This is a genomic window from Pseudomonas sp. KB-10 (assembly GCF_018221585.1).
In the GTDB taxonomy this organism is placed as follows: domain Bacteria; phylum Pseudomonadota; class Gammaproteobacteria; order Pseudomonadales; family Pseudomonadaceae; genus Aquipseudomonas; species Aquipseudomonas yangonensis.
Window position 1 is genome coordinate 100,346 of record NZ_QYYB01000010.1, and the last position, 20,206, is coordinate 120,551.

General features: G+C 64.6%; 18 protein-coding genes. 9 read left to right on the forward strand and 9 right to left on the reverse strand.

What is annotated here, in order from left to right; genetic code table 11:
* Positions 1-317: 317 nt before the first annotated feature.
* The 4 genes from DXK50_RS22720 to DXK50_RS22735 form a co-directional block, all read right to left on the reverse strand.
* Entirely contained in the window at positions 318-1,109 is a 792-nt protein-coding gene (locus tag DXK50_RS22720) for an ABC transporter permease (protein WP_212631820.1), read from the reverse strand.
* The gene (locus DXK50_RS22725; RefSeq protein WP_212631821.1) at positions 1,106-1,921 is read right to left on the reverse strand and encodes an ABC transporter ATP-binding protein; all 816 of its coding nucleotides are present in this window, start codon (positions 1,919-1,921) and stop codon (positions 1,106-1,108) included. The genes DXK50_RS22720 and DXK50_RS22725 overlap by 4 nt, the downstream gene beginning before the upstream one ends.
* Positions 1,918-2,883: a YVTN family beta-propeller repeat protein gene (locus tag DXK50_RS22730; protein WP_212631822.1), complete on the reverse strand. Its 966-nt coding sequence runs from the start codon at positions 2,881-2,883 to the stop codon at positions 1,918-1,920. The genes DXK50_RS22725 and DXK50_RS22730 overlap by 4 nt, the downstream gene beginning before the upstream one ends.
* A 201-nt stretch (positions 2,884-3,084) precedes the next feature.
* A complete protein-coding gene (locus tag DXK50_RS22735) occupies positions 3,085-4,263 on the reverse strand; it encodes an ABC transporter substrate-binding protein (RefSeq protein ID WP_212631823.1) in 1,179 nt (392 codons plus the stop codon).
* Between the two features lie 225 nt (positions 4,264-4,488).
* Between DXK50_RS22735 and DXK50_RS22740 the strand changes: the two genes are divergently transcribed.
* From DXK50_RS22740 to DXK50_RS22750, 3 genes are read left to right on the forward strand one after another with little or no spacing between them, the layout of a single operon-like run.
* Positions 4,489-4,926 carry a cupredoxin domain-containing protein gene (locus tag DXK50_RS22740; protein ID WP_212631824.1) on the forward strand — a complete coding sequence of 146 codons (438 nt, stop codon included), beginning with the start codon at positions 4,489-4,491 and terminating at the stop codon, positions 4,924-4,926.
* A gap of 13 nt (positions 4,927-4,939) precedes the next feature.
* Complete coding sequence (locus tag DXK50_RS22745) at positions 4,940-6,205, forward strand: HAMP domain-containing sensor histidine kinase (RefSeq protein ID WP_212631825.1); 1,266 nt, start codon at positions 4,940-4,942, stop codon at positions 6,203-6,205.
* Positions 6,202-6,852 carry a response regulator transcription factor gene (locus DXK50_RS22750; protein WP_212631826.1) on the forward strand — a complete coding sequence of 217 codons (651 nt, stop codon included), beginning with the start codon at positions 6,202-6,204 and terminating at the stop codon, positions 6,850-6,852. The genes DXK50_RS22745 and DXK50_RS22750 overlap by 4 nt, the downstream gene beginning before the upstream one ends.
* 152 nt (positions 6,853-7,004) lie before the next feature.
* Here the strand turns inward: DXK50_RS22750 and DXK50_RS22755 are convergent, their stop codons facing one another.
* The 4 genes from DXK50_RS22755 to exaA all read right to left on the reverse strand — a co-directional run bounded on the left by DXK50_RS22755 (position 7,005) and on the right by exaA (position 11,598).
* Positions 7,005-8,306 (reverse strand): PQQ-dependent sugar dehydrogenase, encoded by a 1,302-nt coding sequence (locus DXK50_RS22755; protein ID WP_212631827.1) that lies wholly within the window; start codon positions 8,304-8,306, stop codon positions 7,005-7,007.
* Positions 8,303-8,731: a DUF2231 domain-containing protein gene (locus tag DXK50_RS22760; RefSeq protein ID WP_212631828.1), complete on the reverse strand. Its 429-nt coding sequence runs from the start codon at positions 8,729-8,731 to the stop codon at positions 8,303-8,305. The genes DXK50_RS22755 and DXK50_RS22760 overlap by 4 nt, the downstream gene beginning before the upstream one ends.
* Before the next feature lie 244 nt (positions 8,732-8,975).
* On the reverse strand, positions 8,976-9,635 hold the full coding sequence (locus DXK50_RS22765) for a pentapeptide repeat-containing protein (protein ID WP_012018412.1): 660 nt from the start codon (positions 9,633-9,635) through the stop codon (positions 8,976-8,978).
* Positions 9,636-9,735: 100 nt separating this feature from the next.
* Entirely contained in the window at positions 9,736-11,598 is a 1,863-nt protein-coding gene (exaA, locus tag DXK50_RS22770) for a quinoprotein ethanol dehydrogenase (protein WP_212631829.1), read from the reverse strand.
* A gap of 290 nt (positions 11,599-11,888) precedes the next feature.
* On the opposite strand from exaA, the gene pedF reads away from it, so the two are divergent.
* The 4 genes from pedF to DXK50_RS22790 all read left to right on the forward strand — a co-directional run bounded on the left by pedF (position 11,889) and on the right by DXK50_RS22790 (position 15,149).
* Positions 11,889-12,308 carry a cytochrome c-550 PedF gene (gene pedF / locus DXK50_RS22775; RefSeq protein ID WP_017363267.1) on the forward strand — a complete coding sequence of 140 codons (420 nt, stop codon included), beginning with the start codon at positions 11,889-11,891 and terminating at the stop codon, positions 12,306-12,308.
* A gap of 148 nt (positions 12,309-12,456) precedes the next feature.
* Entirely contained in the window at positions 12,457-13,329 is an 873-nt protein-coding gene (locus DXK50_RS22780) for a substrate-binding periplasmic protein (RefSeq protein ID WP_212631830.1), read from the forward strand.
* Positions 13,330-13,350: 21 nt separating this feature from the next.
* Positions 13,351-14,100 carry a quinoprotein dehydrogenase-associated SoxYZ-like carrier gene (locus DXK50_RS22785; RefSeq protein WP_212631831.1) on the forward strand — a complete coding sequence of 250 codons (750 nt, stop codon included), beginning with the start codon at positions 13,351-13,353 and terminating at the stop codon, positions 14,098-14,100.
* A gap of 119 nt (positions 14,101-14,219) precedes the next feature.
* On the forward strand, positions 14,220-15,149 hold the full coding sequence (locus tag DXK50_RS22790) for a quinoprotein relay system zinc metallohydrolase 1 (protein WP_212631832.1): 930 nt from the start codon (positions 14,220-14,222) through the stop codon (positions 15,147-15,149).
* Positions 15,150-15,364: 215 nt separating this feature from the next.
* On the opposite strand, the gene DXK50_RS22795 is transcribed toward DXK50_RS22790, so the two are convergent.
* Positions 15,365-15,751: a hypothetical protein gene (locus DXK50_RS22795; protein ID WP_212631833.1), complete on the reverse strand. Its 387-nt coding sequence runs from the start codon at positions 15,749-15,751 to the stop codon at positions 15,365-15,367.
* A gap of 217 nt (positions 15,752-15,968) precedes the next feature.
* On the opposite strand from DXK50_RS22795, the gene DXK50_RS22800 reads away from it, so the two are divergent.
* Together DXK50_RS22800 and exaC are read left to right on the forward strand one after the other, a co-directional pair.
* Positions 15,969-17,744, forward strand: coding sequence for a methanol/ethanol family PQQ-dependent dehydrogenase (locus DXK50_RS22800; protein ID WP_012018419.1), 1,776 nt, complete (start codon positions 15,969-15,971; stop codon positions 17,742-17,744).
* A gap of 332 nt (positions 17,745-18,076) precedes the next feature.
* Positions 18,077-19,597 (forward strand): acetaldehyde dehydrogenase ExaC, encoded by a 1,521-nt coding sequence (exaC, locus tag DXK50_RS22805; protein ID WP_212631834.1) that lies wholly within the window; start codon positions 18,077-18,079, stop codon positions 19,595-19,597.
* The last annotated feature ends 609 nt before the right edge of the window (positions 19,598-20,206 follow it).

A 20,206-nucleotide genomic window follows, 5' to 3' on the forward strand; every position in this document is an offset into this window, starting at 1 on the left:
CGGGCTGGGCAGTAGGCGAGTGCTCGGTGAGTAGGCGCCGCGCCCCGCGGCGAATGGCTGCGCCGCGAGATCGATGTGGCCCTCAGGCTTCGCCCCGGGGCGTAATGTTATTCACATAAGAATTGGTCGGACGCGATTAGTCCCCTCGCCCCTTTGGGGAGAGGGTTAGGGAGAGGGGAAACTGGCAGTTTTGCGGCATTTTCAGCCCTCTCCCCCAGCCCCTCTCCCATAAATGGGAGAGGGGAGCCAACGTCTGTAACCTTAAATGAACAGCATTACGCCCCGGGGCGGGGTTCCTACAGGTTGAACTCGGCGGCTCAGCCCGCTTTGCGCAGCGCCGCATGCTGCGGGTTGAAGGTGAGCACGGCCAGCAGCGTCAGCAGCAGCGTCAGGCCGATACATACTGCCAGCGCCTCGACATGCAGGCGCAGGTACAGCGCGTTGCGCACCAGCTCAACGGCATGGGTGAAGGGGTTGAACGCACACAGCCAGTACAGCCACTCGCTGGACTCGCGCATCTTCCACAGCGGGTACAGCGCCGACGACAGGAAGAACATGGGGAAGATGACGAAATTCATCACCCCGGCGAAGTTCTCCAGTTGCCGTATGCCGTTGGACAGCAGCAAGCCCAGTGCGCTGAGTAGCAGCGCCACCAGTAGCAGCGCCGACAGTGCGGCGAGCAGGCCCCATGCCGGTGGTTGCACCCCGTAGACCCAGGCGATGGCGAGGAAGGCATAGACCTGCAGCAGCGAGATCAGCGCTGTGGCCAGCAGCTTGGCCACCAGCAGGAAGGCGCGCGGTAGCGGGCTGGTGAGCAGTACGCGCATGCTGCCCATCTCGCGGTCGTAGACCATCGACAGCGAGCCCTGCATGCCGTTGAACAGCAGGATCATGCAGGCCAGGCCCGGCACGATATAGGTGTCGTAGGTGATGTAGGTGTCGTACGGCTCGATGATGGCGATGCCCAGCGCGGCGCGAAAGCCGGCGGCGAACACCAGCAGCCACAGCAGCGGGCGCACCAGGGCGCTGAGAAAGCGCGAACGCTGCAGGACGAAACGCAGCCATTCGCGCAGGACGATGCCGCGCAGGCATTCCCAGTAGGCGGTCATGGTTGCGGCTCCTCGGCGGGGTGTTCGCGGCTGAAGCCGCTCCTACGGGCCTGGGCATCCAGATTCGGTCGGATCGCCTCGCGCACATGGCCACGGCCCAGCGCCTCGTCGCCGGTCAGGCGGGCGAAACTGATGGCCAGGTCGTCGCCGAACTGGCCGGCCTTGCCCCAGGCCACGCGCTCGCCACGATGCAGGATCAGCAGGTCGTCGCTGGACTCGATCTCGTCCAGCAGGTGGGTGGTCCACAGCACGCACAGACCCTGCTCGCGGCACAGGTTGCGCACGTGCCGGCCCAGCGCCAGGCGGCTGGCCGGATCGAGCCCGGCGCTGGCCTCGTCGAGCAGCAGCAGGCGCGGTTGATGGAGCAGGGCGCGGGCGATTTCCACGCGGCGGCGGTGGCCGCCATTGAGCGTGCGCACCTTGTCGTGACGACGCTCAGCGAGATCCTGGCGCAGCAGCTCCTCGTCGATACGTGCCTGTGCCTCGCGGCGCGGCATGCCGTGCAACGCGGCGTGATAGGCGAGGTTCTGCTGCACGGACAGGTCGAGATCCAGCGTGCTCTGCTGGAACACCACGCCGAGCTGGCGCAGCGCCTGGCGCGGTTCGTCGCGCAGGCTGTGGCCGAAGATGCGGATGTCGCCCTGCTGCAGGTCGTACAGGCGAGTGAGCAGGGCGATCAGCGTGGACTTGCCGGCGCCGTTGGGGCCGAGCAGGGCGCCGAAACGCCCTGGCGCCAGCTCGAAGGTCAGGTCTTTGAGCGCCTGGCGGGCGCCATAGGCGAAACCGACGCCGCTCACCTGAAGCGCATTCATGGCGTTACCACCACGCCCCAGGGGTAGCGGCCGACCTTGATCGACTTGGTCACATTGAGCGCATCGACGTCAATCACCGACACATCGCCGCTGACGCCGTTGGTGGTCAGCAGGCGCTTCTGATCCGGGGTGAACGCCAGGTGCCAGACGCGCCGGCCCACCAGCAGGTAGTCGAGAATCTCGAAGGTCCTGGCGTCCACCACCGCCACATGGTTGGCCGGGCCGAGGGCGACGAAGGCGTACTTGCCGTCGTCGGTGAGTTTGACTCCGACCGGCTGCACCTTGTCCGGGTGCACGCCCTTGATGGCGAAGTTGAGCACTTTGAGTACCTGGCGCGAGTCCACGTCCAGCACCGTCACCGTGCCGCCGATCTCGGCCGAGGCCCACAGGCGCTTGCCGTCCTTGTCGAACTCGACGTGACGCGGGCGCTGGTCGACCAGAGTGTTGTCCACCAGTTGCTGGGTGCTGGTGTCGATCCAGTGCAGCATGTTGGTGGTTTCGCTGGTGTTGACCGCCCACTTGCCGTCCGGGCTCACCGCCATGCCTTCGGGCTCCACGCCCACTTCGATCTGCGCCAGCACCTCGTCGCTCTGGGTGTCGACCACTGTGACCAGCGCATCGTCCTCGTTGGAGATGTACAGCCAGCGGTCGTTGGGGTGCAGGGCGAATTGCTCGGGGTCAGCGCCGGAGGGCAACTCCTTGATGATCTTGCGCGTGGCCAGGTCCATCACCTGTACGCGGTCCGAGTCGCTGGCGCAGATGTACAAGAGCTTGTTGTCCGAGGACAGCAGCAGCCCACGCGGGCGCATGCCGACATCGAGAGTGGCGGTGACTTCCAGGCTGTCGAGGTCGATGACGCTGATGCTGTCATCCTTCTCGTTGGACACGTAGGCAGTGGCGGCCAGGGCCGAGTGGCAGGCCAGGCCGAAGGCGACGGCACAGGCAAGGCGGGTCAGGCGCATGGGGTTGATCCTCTTGTTGTTGTCGGGGCGACGGCGTTGGCCTGTGCGCGTGCTCCCCTCTCCCATTTATGGGAGAGGGGTTGGGGGAGAGGGCTGAAAATCCCCCTCTCCCTAGCCCTCTCCCCGGAGGGGCGAGGGGACAGAATTTCTTTGCCTGTGGCCATCACCTTCCACAGGGCAATCGTGCTGAATGCTGGGCCGCTAAGGCATACCCGCCAGATCACAGCTCACCTCAGGCCGGTCGTAGCCGAGGCTGTCCATTTCGTTACTGGGATGCAGAAAACCGTCCTGCGGCGAGGTGCTGACCAGGGAGCGCGGGTGCACTAGCGGAATCGGTTGGCGCAGCTCGCCGTTCCACGGCCGGAAGCTCAGCTTGCGGCCCTTGAAGCCATCCAGCGGCAGGTCTGCGGACAGCGCCAGGTCGCGAATGGCCTGTGGCTCGGCGGCGCGCAGCTTGGTCACGGCGGCGGCGACGCTGCGTACGGCCATCCAGGCGGCGAAGTCGCGGTCGTTCATCCAGCGCCCGGCCAGCTCTTCGAAGCGTTTCTGCAACTGCGCGGCGCCGAAGGTTTCCACCGTCTTGTGCCAGGCGGTAGGGGTCAGGCCCTGAGTGCCGGCCACGGGGCGTGGATACCAGGTGTTGTAAGGCAGGTATTCGCCGAAGTCGCCGCGCTCGTCGGCCACCAGCACCACGTCATACTCACTGGCCTGGGTGAACAGCGGCATCTCCGCCTGGGCGCTGCGGCGCTGGTCGTTGTCGAAGCTCCACGGCTTTTCGGCAACGATCTTGTGGCCGAAGCGCTTGGCGGCGCGCTTGAGCGCGTCGGCGTAGGCGATGTCATCTTCGGTGTTGCCGGTCACCAGCAGCCAGCGTGTCCATTTGCGCACGACGAGAAACTGCGCCAGGGCGTCGGTCAGCATGGCGCGGCTGGGCAGGGTGTGCAGCACGTTGCCCAGGCACTGTTCGCGGCGCAGGCCGTCGTCGGCACTGCCGGCATTGAACAGCAGGCTGTCCGGCAGGCGCTGGCTGAGCTGGCGCAGGGTGGCGGCCGGGGCATTGACCACGAACAGGCGGATGCCGGCCTGGTGCTGGCGCTCGGCGGCGGCGAGCAGCTCGTCAGCCTGGTCGCTCTCGGCGCTCTGCAACTCGAATTGCTGCTTGAGAAAGCGCCCGGTGCTGTTGCTGTCGATGATCGCCAGTTCGGCGCCACGGCGGCCGGCGTCGCTCGGCTCGGGAATGACGTTGGACAGCAGCGGCCCACGCGGCGGCAGATGCGCCAGGTAGCCAATGCGCACCTGCAGCTCGTTCGCGCTGGCGCCGGCCGCCACACCGAACGCGGCGGCGAGGCAGAACAACAGGCGGCAACTGATCCGGTGCATCGGGCGACTCCTGCAGAGGGTGTCGCCAGCATAGGAAGCGCCATCGGCTCGGGAAATATGCCCAAGGTAGCGCCGGACAGGTACGAAGGTCGTAGTCCGTCACGCCAATTGGCGCGCCAAACCTGCCCAAAGTACCAGCGCGTCAGTACCAAGGTAGTAACCCGGCGCGGGCCTTTACTTCCTAGCATGGCAGGCAACGTCCAATAACAATAACGGGTGAACGCCATGCGTATTCTCAAGGCCCTGCTGCTGCCCTTGCTGCTGATCATCAGCCTGCTCGGTGTCGATCAACTGCACGCCGCCGGTGACATGACCCGCCGCCCGCTGGCATTGCCTGACCTGGTGCTGGGTAACGATGACAGCGACTACTTCATGTCGCAGACCGAGTACCAGCTGGAAACCGGCCAGGCCTACCAGCTCAAGATCATCGCCAGCGGCCAGAAGGAGTACGCCTTCCAGGCGCCGGAGTTCGCCACTTCCATCTACCTGCGCAAGGTCGAGGCCGGCGGCGTGGAGATCAAGGCGGTCACCCTCACCGAACTGGAATTCGAGGATGCCGGCGAAGCGGAGATCTTCTTCCTGCCGGTCAAGCCGGGTAAATACCGCTTCTACGCCAAGGGCCTGGAAGGCAAGGGCATGCTCGGGTACTTCGTGGTCAAGTAGCGTGGTCAAGTAGATGACTGCTCTGGGCCGCATCAACCTCGGCGTCAGCCTGCTGTTCGTGCTGGTGACCCTGGCCGGGCTGGCGCTGCTGTTGCGCCAGGCCAGCCACGATGTGCAGCGCGAGCTTCAGGCCGCCGAAGCGGTTGTGGAATACCTCGGCGAAGTGGCGCGCAGCAATCCCGGCAGCCTGCGCCCGGAACTGACCGAGAACCTGCGACATATCCGCGTGAGCTGGCTGCGCCCGGGGGAAGAGCCCGAGCAGCAGACTGAAAACGTCATCGAGCACTGGATTGCCGAACGCCTGCTGGGCCCGGCCTCACTGGTGGCCGATGCCTGGCCGCTGGAGGATGGCCGCGAGTTGCATATCGCCCTCGACCCCTATGACGAGATCGAAGAAATCCAGGACTCGCTGCTGCAACTGCTGTTGCTCAGTGCCTTCGCCCTGATCCTCAGCCTGCTGACCATTCGCTTTGCCGTGCGCCGGGTCAGGCGCGTGCTGGACGAGTTGCTCGCCGGCCTGCGCGAAGTCGGCGCCGGTCACTTCGATACCCGTCTGCGCGACCACGGCCTGGCCGAGGCCAAGCACCTGGCCGGGCATTTCAACGAGATGGCCATCACCCTGCAACAGGTGCAGGCGGACAACGCCGAGCTGACCCAGTCCCTGCTGGAACTTCAGGAGCGCGAGCGCACGCGCCTGGGTCAGACCCTGCATGACGACCTCGGCCAATACCTCAGCGGCATTCGCGCCCAGGCCTGCCTGCTCAAGGTGATTGCCGACCGGCCGCAGCAGGTGCAGGACACCGCGCGCCTGCTCGACGACAACTGCGAGCGCCTGCAGCAGGGCTTTCGCAGCCTGATCCGCGACCTCTACCCGGTGGTGCTGGAGCGTCTGGAACTCGGCCCGGCGCTGCAACAACTGGCTGCTGACTGGCAACAGGCGCAAGGCATTCGCTGCCGCCTGCAAGTGAGTGAACAACTGCCGAGCCTGCCGCTGGCGAGCAAGGCTCATCTCTATCGCCTGGTGCAGGAGGCGCTGACCAACGTCGCCCGCCATGCCGATGCCAGTGAGGTACGTATTCGTCTGCTGCGCCGTGGCCAGGGCCTGCGCTTGTTGGTACGCGATAACGGCCAGGGCACTGCGCTACCGCTGCGCCCCGGCATCGGCCTGCGCTCGATGCGCGAACGCAGCCGCAGCCTCGGCGGTGAGCTACGTCTGCACAGTCGCCCGCAAGCGGGCTGGGCGCTGTGCCTGAACATCCCGTTGGAGGCAACGTCATGAAGGTTCTGCTGGTAGATGACCACGCAGTGGTGCGCCAGGGCTACGCGAGCCTGCTGCGCGCCCTGTTGCCGGAGGTGCAACTGCGCGAGGCTTGTGATGGTGAGCAAGCGTTGCAGCGGGTGCAGGAAGAGATTCCCAACCTGGTGATCATGGATATCGGCCTGCCCGGCATCAGCGGCCTGGAAACCACCCGCCGCCTGCGCCAGCGCCTGCCGCAACTGCGCGTGCTGTTCTTCAGCATGCACGACGAACTGCCCCTGGTACGCCAGGCACTGGATGCCGGCGCCATCGGCTACCTGACCAAGAACTCCTCACCGGAAGTACTGGTGGAGGCGGTCAAACGCACCGCCGCCGGCCACGCCTATATCGAGCAGCAACTGGCCACCCAGCTGGCCTGCAATCCCGCCAGCAGTGACGGCCTCGACCCGCGTTTGCGTGAACTGACCCAGCGCGAGTTCGAAATCTTCGTCATGCTCGCCCGCGGCCTGCCACCGAGGCAAATCGCCGAGAAGCTGTGCATCAGCGCCAAAACCCTGTCCAACTACCAGACCCTGGTAAAGAACAAATTGCAGATCGCCTCGCAGGCGGAGTTGGTGCACTTGGCGATTGATAGTGGGGTGCTGCGGGTGGGTTTGGAGAGTGCCTGAGGCCGCAATGGTTGGCTCACTGAGCTGCTTTTATCGGGTGGTATGCAGCTCTTGACGCTCCGCCTCCACTGGTGGGGCGCAACTGAATTCGCCTATGGCCCCCACGCGGAGCGTGGGGGCCATAGGTGATAGGTGCGATCGCTTGCTTTGCCTCACTCGCCGCCTTCGCGCACCACGCGCCAAATCGTATTGGCCAGATCATCCGCCACGATCAGTGCGCCGCGTGGATCGACCGTCACGCCCACCGGCCGGCCGCGGGTCTTGCCGTCTTCAGTGCGAAAGCCGGTGACGAAGTCGATGGGGTCGCCTGAAGGGCGGCCATTTTCGAAGGGCACGAAGATCACCTTGTAGCCCACCGGGTTCTTGCGGTTCCAGCTGCCGTGCTCGCCGACGAATACGCCGTCGGCATATTGCTCGCCCATCACTTCGCTGGAGAAGTCCAGGCCCAGCGCGGCGACGTGGGCGCCAAGGGCGTAGTCGGGAACGATGGCGCTGGCCACCTTTTCATCATCCTGTGGTTTCACCCGTGGGTCGACGTGTTGGCCGAAGTAACTGTAGGGCCAGCCGTAGAAGCCGCCTTCCTGAACCGAGGTGAGGTAGTCGGGCACCAGGTCCTCGCCCAGTTCGTCACGCTCGTTGACCACCGACCACAAGGTGCCGGTACCCGGCTGGATGGCCAGCGCGGTGGGGTTGCGCAGGCCGGTGGCGTAGGGCTTGTAAGCACCGGTTTCGGCGTCCACCTGCCAGACCATGGCGCGGTCGATTTCGGCCTCCATGCCACGTTCGGTGATGTTGCTGTTTGAGCCGATGCCGACGTACAGGTAGCGGCCGTCCTCGCTGATGGTCAGCGCCTTGGTCCAGTGGTGGTTGATCTCCGATGGCAGGTCGGCGACCTTGCTCGGCGGGCCGCTGGCCTTGGTCTGGCCTTCCTCGTAGTCGAAGCGCACCAGCTCGTCCTGGTTGGCCACGTACAGGTTGCCTTCGTGCAGCGCCAGGCCGTAGGGCGCGTTGAGGTCTTCGGCGAACACCGTCTGCAGCTCATAGGTGCCATCGCCATCGGCGTCGCGCAGTAGCGTCAGGCGGTTGCCGCTTTCCACCGAGGTGTTGCCGCGTGCCTTGATCACGCCGGCGATCACGTCCTTGGGCTTGAGCTTGGCTGCGTTGCCGCCACGGCCTTCGGCAACGAGGATGTCGCCATTGGGCAGCACCAGGGTTTGCCGGGGGATTTTCAGGTCGGTGGCGATGGCGCTGACGCTGAAGCCTTCGGGCACGGTCGGTCGCTGGTCACCCCAGGGCGTCGGTTCGGCGATGGTCATGCTCGGCAGGAGGCCGCGTTCGGGCTCGGGCAAGTCCGGCTGGGCGCCGTAGAACTGCTGGTTGCTGCCGGGCTCTTCGCCGCAGGCAGTCAGCAGCAGGGCCAGGGGCAGGGCGGTCAGTGCTAGGTGCGTTTTCATCGGGCATCTCCTGTACTTGGTTGGGCCATGCCGACCCAGGTGGCTGCGATGGCCAGCAGGGTGACGATCACCGACAGGGCCAGGCCCATGGGCATCGCGGCCCAGGCGTCCTTGGCGTGCTCCAGCGCGTTGATGAAACCCAGTACCCAGGTAACCAGGAGCAGCAGAAAGTAGGTGAGCGGGCGCGGGTTGCGCCTGCGGAACAGCCCGACCAGGGCGAACAGCATTGCCAGACCGGTAAAGACCAGGGCACCGGCGATCAACCAGGAGGCGAAGTTGCTCCACTGGATCTGGTAGCTGCGGTAGTAGGCGATGTCTGCGATCAGGGCGCCGAGGAAAAGTGGCACCTGGCCGCACAGCAGGGTGGCGTGCAAGGGGCTGAGAATGTTGGGGTAGGCGTGTGGAGTTGCAGTGGTGGTGGTCACGGCAGATCCCTCTTGGGTCGATGACTGATGGCGGCCCGGACGCTGCCGCCTCGATCTGGCTGTTCCTAAAAAGGGATTGCCTTGTGCCGGCATGGTTCAGTTGTTTTTGGCACCGTCCCAGATGGTGATGCGTCTAGCCCGGCGCCTGGATGATCTGTAGGAGCGGCTTTAGCCGCGAAGCGCTCTTGAGCATCGCGGCTGAAGCCGCTCCTACAGAGCCGAGGTGTTGCTGCGGTGGTGAAGCTCAGTCCCAGCCCTTGGGGCATTGCACGCAGCCGGGCATGTTGGCGTCCTGGAAGTTGCCGAAGCGGGTGCGCGCGCCAGTGAGGTTGGCGTTTTCCAGGTTGGAGCCGCCAAGCTTCACTTCCTGCAGGTTGGCATCCTCCAGATGGGCGCCCTTGAGGTCGGCCTTGCTCAGCCAGGTCATCTCCAGGTTGGCGGCCTGCAGCTGGACGTTGTGCAGCTTGGCCCCGGAGAGGCGGGCGAATTCCAGGTTGGCGGCGCGCATGTCGGCGCCTTCGAATTGAGCGGCCTGGGCGAACAGTGCCCAGCCGCCGATGGCCACCAGGCTGGCGCCGGACAGGTCGGCCAGGCGCAGGTTGCTTTGTTGCAGGCTGGCGCGGGTGAGGTTGGCACCGCGCAGCTTGGCTTTCTCCAGGTTGGCCAGGTCGAGGTTGACGTGGCGCAGGTCGGCGCCGGACAGGTCGGCGCCGGACAGGTCCATGCGGCGCATGTCGAGGTTGCGCAGGTCGGCACCACGCAGATTGGCGTTGGGGCATTTGCTGTCGGGTTCGATGCGGCAGCCGTTGATCTGCGGCACGCCGTCGTTCTCGGTCTCGGCGCCGATGGCGTGACTACCGATTACCAGCAGCAGGACAGGGATAAGCAGGGGCAGGTAGTTCATGGCGAGTCCTCGGGGGTGATGGCCTGGTTCGCTTCGCGGCTGAAGCCGCTCCTACAAGCAAAGGCGCATGGCGCACTCAGGTGCGCCATGCGTTGGGCCTTTAGCGTTGGGCGCTGGCCTTGTCCCAGCTCGGCAGCTTGAACACCCAGAAGGAGCCGCCCTGGGCCACCGGTTTGGTCAGGTCGGCCATGTCGCCGCCCCACAGCGGCACGGCGCCGCCGTAACCGGCGGTCACGCCGATGTACTGCTCGCCGTCCTGCTCCCAGGTGACGGGCGGGGAGATGATTCCGGTGCCGACCTGGAACTTCCACAGCTCCTTGCCGTTCTTGGCGTCGAAGGCCTTGAAGTAGCCGTCGCCGGTGCCGGTGAACACCAGGTTGCCCTTGGTGGCCAGTACGCCGGCCCACAGCGGCAGACGCTCCTTGTGTTCCCAGGCGACCTTGCCGGTGGTGGGGTTCATGGCGCGCAGGATGCCGACGTGGTCGTCGTACAGGCGCTTGATGCGAAAGCCCATGCCCAGATAGGCAGAGCCTTTCTTGTAGTGCGCTTCCTCGGCCCAGTAGTCCTCCTTCCAGTGGTTGGCCGGTACGTAGAACAGGCCGGTGTCCTGGCTGTAGGCCATGGGGTTCCAGTTCTTGCCACCGAGGAAGGGCGGGGAGACCTCGACCACTTCACCCTTGGTTTCGCCGGCCTTGGGTTTCGGCGGGCGCTGGCCTTCGTTCTCGACCGGGCGGCCGGTCTCCAGATCGATATGGCTGGCCCAGGTGATCTTGTCGACGAAGGGAAAGGCGTTCTTCAGCTTGCCGTTGGCGCGGTCGACCACGTAGAAGAAGCCGTTGCGGTCAGCGTGGGCGGTGGCCTTGGTGACCTTGCCGTCCTTGTCCTTGTAGTCGAACAGCACCAGCTCGTTGTTGCCGGAGAAGTCCCAGGCATCGTTCGGGGTGTGCTGGTAGAACCACTTCACTTCGCCGGTGGTCGGGTCGACGCCAACCTGGCCGGAGGTGTACAGGCTGTCATAGTCCCTGGGATTGCCGCCGTCGCTGGTGCGTGCCCAGCCATTCCACGGGGCCGGGTTGCCGGCGCCGATGATGATGGTGTTGGTTTCGGCATCGAAACTGGCGCTCTGCCACGGCGCGCCGCCGCCCTGACTCCAGGCTTCCTTCTTGCCGGTCGGGTGGTTGGGATCGTCCGGCCAGCTCGGCGCCTTGATGTCGCCGGTCGGGGTGCTGTCCTTGCCGTTCAGGCGACCCATGTGCCCTTCGACGAAGGGGCGCATCCAGACTTCTTCGCCGGTATCCGGGTCGCGGGCGAACAGGCGGCCGACCACGCCGAACTCGTCACCGGAGCTGCCGTGGATCAGCAGCACCTTGCCGCTTTTCTGATCCTTCACGATGGTCGGCGCACCGGTCATGGTGTAGCCGGCGGAGTGGTCGCCGAACTTCTTGTTCCACACCACCTTGCCGGTGTCCTTGTTCAGCGCCACGACGCGGGCGTCGAGGGTGCCGAAGTAGATCTTGTCGCCATAGATGGCGGCGCCGCGGTTGACCACGTCGCAGCACGGGCGGATGTCGTCGGGCAGGCGATGGCTGTAGGTCCACAGGCGCTTGCCGGTCTTGGCGTCGAGGGCGAAGACGCGCGAGTAGGAGCCGGTCACGTAGACCACGCCGTCGTGGATGATGGCCTGGGACTCCTGGCCGCGCTGCTTCTCGTCACCGAAGGAATAGCTCCAGGCCGGGGTCAGCTTGAACACGTTGTCGGCGTTGACCTGGGCCAAGGGGCTCCAGCGCTGGGCGTTGGTGCCCATGCCGTACTGCAGCACGTTGCTGGTGGTGGTGTGGTCGTTGGCAATGTCTTCCCAGGTGACCGGCTTGGCGAACGCGGCCTGGCCCAGCGCCAGGCCGCCGGCCAGCATCAGGGCGAGCGCCAGGGGGCGCGGGGTGCTGGGTAGGTTTCTTGTTGTCATGGTTGTGCTTCCCGTTGAAGAAAGTGATCGCCGCAGTGGCAAGTCGATGGTGGTACCCGGCCACCTTTGCGCCTACGGAAAAACTCCCGCCTTCACCGGGAGGATTTCCCGGCCGGGGCATGACTTGGACTTGCTGCCAAGGCATCGCCAGCACCCCGACCCAAGCCCTACTACCAAGGGACTAGAACGCGACCACCAAAGCAGCATTCGGCGCGTTGCGCGGCCTTTCTAAGATGATCGCCACAAGCTCTGAACGGGCTGTCTTGCGTGCATTAGATGAGGTCCTAGCCATGAACAAGAAGATCCAATCCACCCTGGCGCTGCTGCTGCTCGCCGCGTCGACCAACCTCTGGGCGCATGGCGATGTGGTACCGCAGGCAGTGAACACCGACGGCCTGGAGCCACTGGGTGAGGAATGGCTGGAAGAGAACCCCTATCGCGACAACCCGCGCGCCATCGAGATCGGCTCCTCTGCCTACAACCAGAACTGCGCCGCCTGCCATGGCCTGGAAGCCAAGTCCGGCGGTATCGCTCCGGACCTGCGCCTGCTGGAGCTGGGTGCCAGCGGTGACGAATGGTTCAAGGAGCGGGTGATCAACGGTGCGGTGCGCGATGGTCGCGTATACATGCCGAAGATGGCCGACTACCTGAGCCAGGAAGCCCTGTGGGCGGTGCGTACCTATCTGGAGAGCGTGCACGTCGAGGAGTAAGCGCTTGATGATAAATCTGCTGCGCTCGGCATCTCGCGTTTCGGCGGTGCTCGCAATGCTCATGTATTTCAATACATTCCGCTTGCTGCGCTCCTGCGAAGCGCGACCTGCCATCGCTCGCGACGATTTCTTCATAAGCGCTAGCGTCATGCGCCGGCTGATCCTCCTGTGTGGCCTGCTGCTTTGCCTGGGCACTGCCCAGGCGCAGGTGCGTGATTTCGACCGCATCATCGAGTCGGGCACTCTGCGTGTGGCGCTGTACCAGAACTTCCCGCCCTACAGTTACGAGGAGGGCGGTCAGCCGCGCGGTGTCGACTACGAGCTGGCCAAGGCACTGGCAGAAGGGCTTGGCCTCAAGCTGGAACTGATGTGGGCGCCACCGGGTGAGAAGCTAGACGACGACCTGCGCGACTACATCTGGCGTGGCCGGGTGACCGCGCAGGGCCAGCTGGCCGATGTGATGCTGCGCGTGCCTTACGACCGTGACTATGCACAGCTGCGCAACGAGTTGGGCGAACTGGTCAACGAGCGCGTGGTGATGTTCGGTCCCTATCAGCGCGAGCGCTGGCAGCTGGCCTTCGATCGTCGGCGCCTGCCCGAGGTGCCGAGTATCCATGCCTTGCGTCAGCACCCGGTCGGGGTGGAGGTCGAGAGCGTGCCCTCGTTCTACCTGAGCTCGGTGCACAGCGGCATGCTCAGCCAGGAAACCCGACACTACCCGACGCCCAAGCAGGCATTTGCCGCCATGCAGGGTGGTGAGGTGGATGCCGTGATGGCGCTGCGTGGCGAGGTGGACTGGCTGGTACACGAGGCCAATGACCCGCAACTGGCGTTGGCCGAGAACGCCTACCCGGACATGGGACGGCAGATCTGGGAAATCGGCATGGCGGTGCACGAGACCAATCGACAACTGGCCTATGCCCTGGAAGAACAGCTGGAAAGCCTGATTCTCGATGGTTCGCTCGAGCGCCTGTACGCACGCTACGGGCTGCGCTTCGAGAAGCCTGAACAATACCAATAAGAGTCGAGCCGGAGGTGGGCGATGGATTGGCGTAGCCTGATGTTGCTGGCCCTGTTTGCCTGGGCCTGGGAAGCGCGGGCGGCCGTGCCCGATCCGGTCGCTTCGGTAATGTGGGATTACTACCACCAGCGCCTGCTGAACGGTGAGGCTTTCGTTTTCGACGACAGGGTTCGCCTCGAGGTGCCACCGTTCGCCGAGGATGCGCGCCAGGTGCCGATCCAGATCGACGCCAGCGCCTACCGCGGCAAGGTCAAGCGTATTCTGGCCTGGGCCGAGCTCAATCCCATCCCGCGTATTCTCGATTTCACCCCCGGCGCCGAGCTTGAGCCGAGCCTGGCCATCCGTATCCGCGTCGAGCAGGCCACGCCGATTCGTGCTGCGGTGCTCACCGACGATGGCGTCTGGCATATCGGCTCGGCTCGCGTCGAGGCGGCAGGCGGCGGTTGCACTGCGCCCAGCGTGGTGCGCGCCGAAGCTGGCTGGGAGGAGCGCCTGGGCCAGGTCCTCGGCAAGCGCTTCGTACGCGGTGAGGACAGCCGCTTGCGCCTGCAGGTGTCGCACCCGATGGACAACGGCCTGGTCGGCGGTATTCCCGAGTTCTACATCGAGGAAGCCGAGCTGCGCGATGCCCAGGGCCAGGTGCTGGGGCGTATCGAATTGTTCCCGGCGGTCAGCGAGAACCCGACGCTGACCTTCGACCTGCGTGGCGATCAGCAGGCCGAAGTCTGGCTGCGCGACAACAACGGCAACGAATTCCAGGCCGCGTTCTGACGACGGTTCCATTCGCCGCGGGGCGCGGCTCCTACAAGAAGCAGCGATGCTCGCCCAGTCTGTAGGAGCCCCGCCTCGGGGCGAAGCACGCGGCTCAGGCAGATTTCGAGGAGAAAGGCATGCGCTGGATATTGTTTCTGCTGGCTCTCGGTACCGGGTTTGCCCAAGCACTCGATTACCAGCTGCAACCCCGGCAGATCGCTGACGGCGTCTGGCTGCTGGAAGGCAGCACCGACAATTTCGCGGCGGAAAATGGCGGCAATATCGTCAACGTCGGCTTCATCGAAACCGCGGACGGTGTGGTGGTGATCGACACCGGGCCGTCGCGGCGCTACGGCGAGGCGCTGCGCCAGAGCATCGAGAAGGCCACCGGCAAACAGGTGGTGCGCGTACTGCTGACTCACCATCACCCCGATCATGTGCTGGGCAACCAGGCCTTCGCCGGCGTACCCATCGCTGCGTTACCCGAGACCACCCGATTGCTGGCCGAACAGGGCGACGCCATGGCAGAGAACATGTACCGCCTGGTCGGCGACTGGATGCGCGGCACCGAGGTGGTGTTGCCTAGCGAGGAGGTGCAGGAGGGCACGCTGGAAATTGGCGGCAGGCGCCTGCAACTCCTGGCGCTGCGCGGCCACACCGGCGCCGATCTGGTGATACTGGATGAGCGTACGGGCGTGTTGTTCGCTGGCGATATCCTGTTCTACCAGCGCGCGCTGACCACACCGAACAGCCCTGGGCTGGACGTGTGGCAGGCCGATCTGGATCGACTTGAGGCCTTGCCGTGGAAGCAGATCGTGCCCGGCCATGGCCCGGTGACCAGCGATGCAGCGCCGTTCGTGCAAATGCGCGATTACCTGGGCTGGCTCGATGGCTTGCTGCGTCAGGGAGCGGAGCAGGGCGCGGAGATGAACGAATTGATCCGCGCGCCCATCCCCGCGCGTTTCGCCCAGGTCAACCTGTCGCGCTATGAGCTGATCCGCAGCGTCAGCCATCTTTACCCGCGCTACGAGCGCAACGCCATGGCGCGGGTGGATCGTCAGGATTAGCGGCGTACGGTGCTGTGGGAGGGAATTGCGCTGTGGGAGGGGCTTCAGCCGCGACCTGTGCAGGAAGACATCGCCGCTAAAGCGCCTCCCACTCTTATGCCGGCTTCGTAGCCCGGATGAAATCCGGGAGAAATTTGCTCGCTATCCCCGGATTTCATCCGGGCTACACACATGAAGACATTGCCGCTGAAGCGCCTCCCACAGTGCGTCTGAGCCTAGAGTTCTTCGTCATCACGAATCAGCACGTAATGACGGCCGTGCTCGGTCTCTTCGTGGTCATAGACGTAATACATCACCACTTCGCCCAGGCTGGACTGCACGGCCACATAGTCACCGCTCTCGGGCATGAAGAAATCCCGAGTCGCCGGCTTGGCCAGGCATTCGATATGGGCCGTGACGAAGTGGGTGGGATCTTCTTCGCCGTAGTAGTCCTCGCGTTGGTGCGCGTCCCAGTCCTGCGGCGGCTCGAAGGCGCCGGTGATCAGGACCTTGCCGTCGCCCAGGTCCTGCTCTTCGGCATCCGGGTCCTGCTCGTCGGGACGATAGACCGTGCAATCCAGTGCATCGGGATGGTTGAGAATTTCCTGGCGAGGGTGGGGCACGGGCGTCTCCGGTCATAATGTGCGGGCGGCCAAGTGTCGGGCAAAGCCGTGGCCGCCGCAATCGTAATGATCGCAGCCTTTGGAGCAGGTATTGCTACCAAGGAACGAGGAAAATCGGCTGGGGGTGCAATTGTTGGGTGGCCTGTGCGAGCCAAGAATTTGCGGCAGACCGGGAAAAATTCCCGGCAATAACAATGAACCCGCAGAGGTAGCCGCAATGAAACACGCCGGTCTTCGCCAGCCTTTCCTCCTCACCGCACTCTGTGCCGCCATGCTGTTGCCGTCCGCCGCCGCGCTGGCGGTCACCGACGCCGAGATTCTCAAGGACGCCACCACCACCAACGAGATCGTCACCAACGGCCTCGGTCTGCAGGGCCAGCGCTACAGCCCGCTGAACATCCTCAACGATCAGAACGTCAAGGAGCTGCGCCCGGTCTGGACCATGTCCTTCGGCGGTGAGAAGCAGCGCGGCCAGCAGGCGCAGCCGCTGATCAAGGACGGCGTGATGTACGTCACCGCCTCCTATTCGCGGGTGTTCGCCGTCGATGCGCGCACCGGGCGTGAGCTGTGGCAGTACGAAGCCCGCTTGCCGGACGACATTCGCCCTTGCTGCGACGTGATCAACCGTGGTGTCGCCCTGTACGACGATCTGGTGATCTTCGGCACCCTGGACGCCAAGCTGGTGGCGCTGAACAAGGACAGCGGCAAGGTCGTGTGGAGCAAGCGCGTGGCTGATCACAAGGCCGGTTATTCGATCACCGCCGCGCCGCTGGTGGTGGGCGGCAAGCTGATCACCGGCGTATCCGGTGGCGAGTTCGGCGTGGTCGGCAAGATCGAAGCCTATGACCCGAAGAATGGCGACCTGCTGTGGAGTCGTCCGACCGTCGAAGGCCACATGGGCTACGTCTATAAGGACGGCAAGGCCGTCGAGAACGGTATCAGCGGCGGCGAGGCCGGCAAGACCTGGCCGGGCGACCTGTGGAAGACCGGCGGCGCCGCGCCTTGGCTGGGCGGCTACTACGACGCCGACACCAACCTGCTGTTCTTTGGCACCGGCAACCCGGCGCCGTGGAACTCGCACCTGCGCCCGGGTGACAACCTCTACTCGTCCTCGCGCCTGGCGCTGAACCCGGACGATGGCAGCATCAAGTGGCACTTCCAGACCACCCCGCACGACGGCTGGGACTTCGACGGCGTCAACGAGCTGGTGTCCTTCGACTACCAGGAAGGCGGCAAGACCATCAAGGCGGCGGCCACCGCTGACCGTAACGGCTTCTTCTACGTGCTTGACCGTACCAACGGCAAGTTCATCCGCGGCTTCCCCTTCGTCGACAAGATCACCTGGGCCAAGGGTCTGGACAAGAACGGCCGGCCGATCTATGACGACAGCAACCGCCCGGGTTCGCCGAGCGCGGCAGAGAAGGGCAAGAGCGTATTCGCCGCGCCGGCTTTCCTCGGCGCCAAGAACTGGATGCCCATGGCCTACAGTCAGGACACCGGCCTGTTCTATGTGCCGTCCAACGAATGGGGCATGGACATCTGGAACGAGGACATCGCCTACAAGAAGGGCGCGGCCTACCTGGGCGCCGGCTTCACCATCAAGCCGCTGAACGAGGACTACATCGGTGTGCTGCGCGCCATCGACCCGAAGACCGGCAAGGAAGTCTGGCGCCACAAGAACTACGCGCCGCTGTGGGGCGGGGTGCTGACCACCAAGGGCAACCTGGTGTTCACCGGTAACCCGGAAGGCTACCTGCAGGCGTTCAACGCCAAGACCGGCGAGAAAGTCTGGGAGTTCCAGACCGGCTCGGGCGTGATCGGCTCGCCCGTGACCTGGGAGATGGACGGCGAGCAGTATGTCTCGGTGCTGTCCGGCTGGGGTGGTGCGGTACCGCTGTGGGGCGGCGAGGTGGCCAAGCGCGTCAAGCACCTGAACCAGGGCGGCATGCTGTGGACCTTCAAGCTGCCGAAGGAGCTGGTCGCCAAGCGCTGATCGGTTGATGTGGCAGACGATGGCCGGACTTTGCCCGGCCATCGTCGTTTCCGGCTCCCACTGGCCCGTTGCGAGCTGCTTCGAAATGTCACGGGGCGAATTTTCGTATCCGGGAACGCAAGGCGAAGCGAACGGGTCTAGCCTTTAGCCTTCGCAGCCCTGCCACCTTGCTGCCAAATGACCCGTGCCAGACCGCTCGCCGCTCTACTACCAAATGACGAGACGATCTGTGCCATGGGCGCATACCGAGGTCGCGGGGGCCTTCCTAAGATCGAACCATGACTCGCTTCCCCGATTGGCAGCGGGCTCCGACAACAAGAGAGGTCAGCATCATGATTTACGCGAAACCGGGTACTCCAGGCGCCGTCGTCACCCTCAAGCCGCGCTATGGCAACTACATCAATGGCGAATTCGTCGCTCCGCTCAGTGGCCAGTACTTCAGCAACACCAGCCCGGTCGACGCTTCGGTGATCGCCGAATTCCCCCGTTCCAACGCTGCCGATATCGACAAGGCGCTGGATGCCGCGCATGCCGCCGCCGATGCCTGGGGCCGCACCAGCGTGCAGGAGCGCTCGCACATCCTGCTGAAGATCGCCGATCGCATCGAAGCCAACCTCGAGCTGCTGGCTGTGGCCGAAACCTGGGACAACGGCAAGGCCGTGCGCGAGACCCTCAACGCCGACGTGCCGCTGGCCGCCGACCATTTCCGCTACTTCGCCGGCTGCATCCGCGCGCAGGAAGGCAGCACCGCCGAGATCAACGACGGCACCGTGGCCTATCACTTCCACGAGCCGCTGGGGGTGGTCGGGCAGATCATTCCGTGGAACTTCCCGCTGCTGATGGCCGCCTGGAAACTCGCCCCGGCTCTGGCCGCCGGCAACTGCATCGTGCTCAAGCCCGCCGAGCAGACCCCGCTGTCGATCACTCTGCTGGTGGAAATCATCGGCGACCTGCTGCCGCCGGGCGTGCTCAACATCGTCCAGGGCTTCGGCCGTGAGGCCGGTGAAGCGCTGGCCACCAGCAAGCGCATCGCCAAGATCGCCTTCACCGGCTCCACCCCGGTCGGCTCGCACATCCTCAAGTGCGCCGCCGAGAACATCATCCCGTCCACCGTCGAGCTGGGCGGCAAGTCGCCAAACATCTTCTTCGCCGACATCATGAACGCCGAGCCGGCCTTCATCGAGAAGGCTGCCGAAGGTCTGGTGCTGGGCTTCTTCAACCAGGGCGAGGTGTGCACCTGCCCGTCGCGCGCACTGGTGCAGGAGTCGATCTACGACGCCTTCATGGCCGAGGTGATGAAGAAGGTCAAGCAGATCAAGCGCGGCAACCCGCTGGACACCGAGACCATGGTCGGCGCCCAGGCCTCGCAGCAGCAGTTCGACAAGATCCTCAGCTACCTCGAGATCGCCCAGCAGGAAGGTGCTCAGGTGCTCACCGGTGGCGCCGCCGAGCGTCTAGACGGTGACCTGGCCAGCGGTTACTACATCCAGCCGACCCTGCTCAAGGGCACCAACCAGATGCGCGTGTTCCAGGAAGAGATCTTCGGCCCGGTGATCGGTGTGACCACCTTCAAGGACGAGGCCGAGGCCCTGGCCATTGCCAACGACACCGAGTTCGGCCTGGGTGCCGGCGTGTGGAGCCGCGACATGAACGTCGCCTACCGCATGGGCCGCGCAATCAAGGCCGGCCGCGTATGGACCAACTGCTACCACCTGTACCCGGCGCATGCCGCCTTCGGTGGTTACAAGAAGTCCGGTGTCGGCCGTGAAACCCACAAGATGATGCTCGACCACTACCAGCAGACCAAGAACCTGCTGGTGAGCTACGACATCAATCCGCTGGGCTTCTTCTGAGAGCCAGCCCACGATCTGCTGCGCGTCGGCCCTACTGCGTTAGAAACAGGCTCGGCAGGCCGCTTGCGGCCAACGCACTTCAGTGCGGCCCCGGAGGGGCGAGCGAAGCGAGTCATGCGGACAAAAGTACACTCCGCTTTCTCGCCTGTTCTGCCTTGTAGGTCTCTAGCTCGCGAGATCGTGAGCAGACTCTGAGTTCCGATGCATCCACATAGCGGCGCGCTCGCTCCGGCGCGCCGCCTTTGCACGGCGAAGAACCCTACCCGGGTGGATCTGCAGGCGGCCATCAGCCTGTACGGCAGCAGACCCTTATCGCGACGCGGCTTCGGTCGCGTTTTTTATTGGCGATGAGGTTTGGCTCTGCCTTTGCTTGAGCGTAATCGCGGATAAATCCGCTCCTACAGAAAAGGCGCGCGTGGCTGGTAGGAGCGGATTTACCCGCGATGGAGACTGGCACCAGGCCCACCGTGATCGAGCGAATACGCTGATTTCCCGCCTACCGCCCTTCAGCCAGGCGTTTTCTATTGATGCATGTTTCAGGCCCGGCGATTACAGGAACCTTCGGGTACGAGTCGTGCCTACTGATAGCGTCACCTACCAATGCCAGTG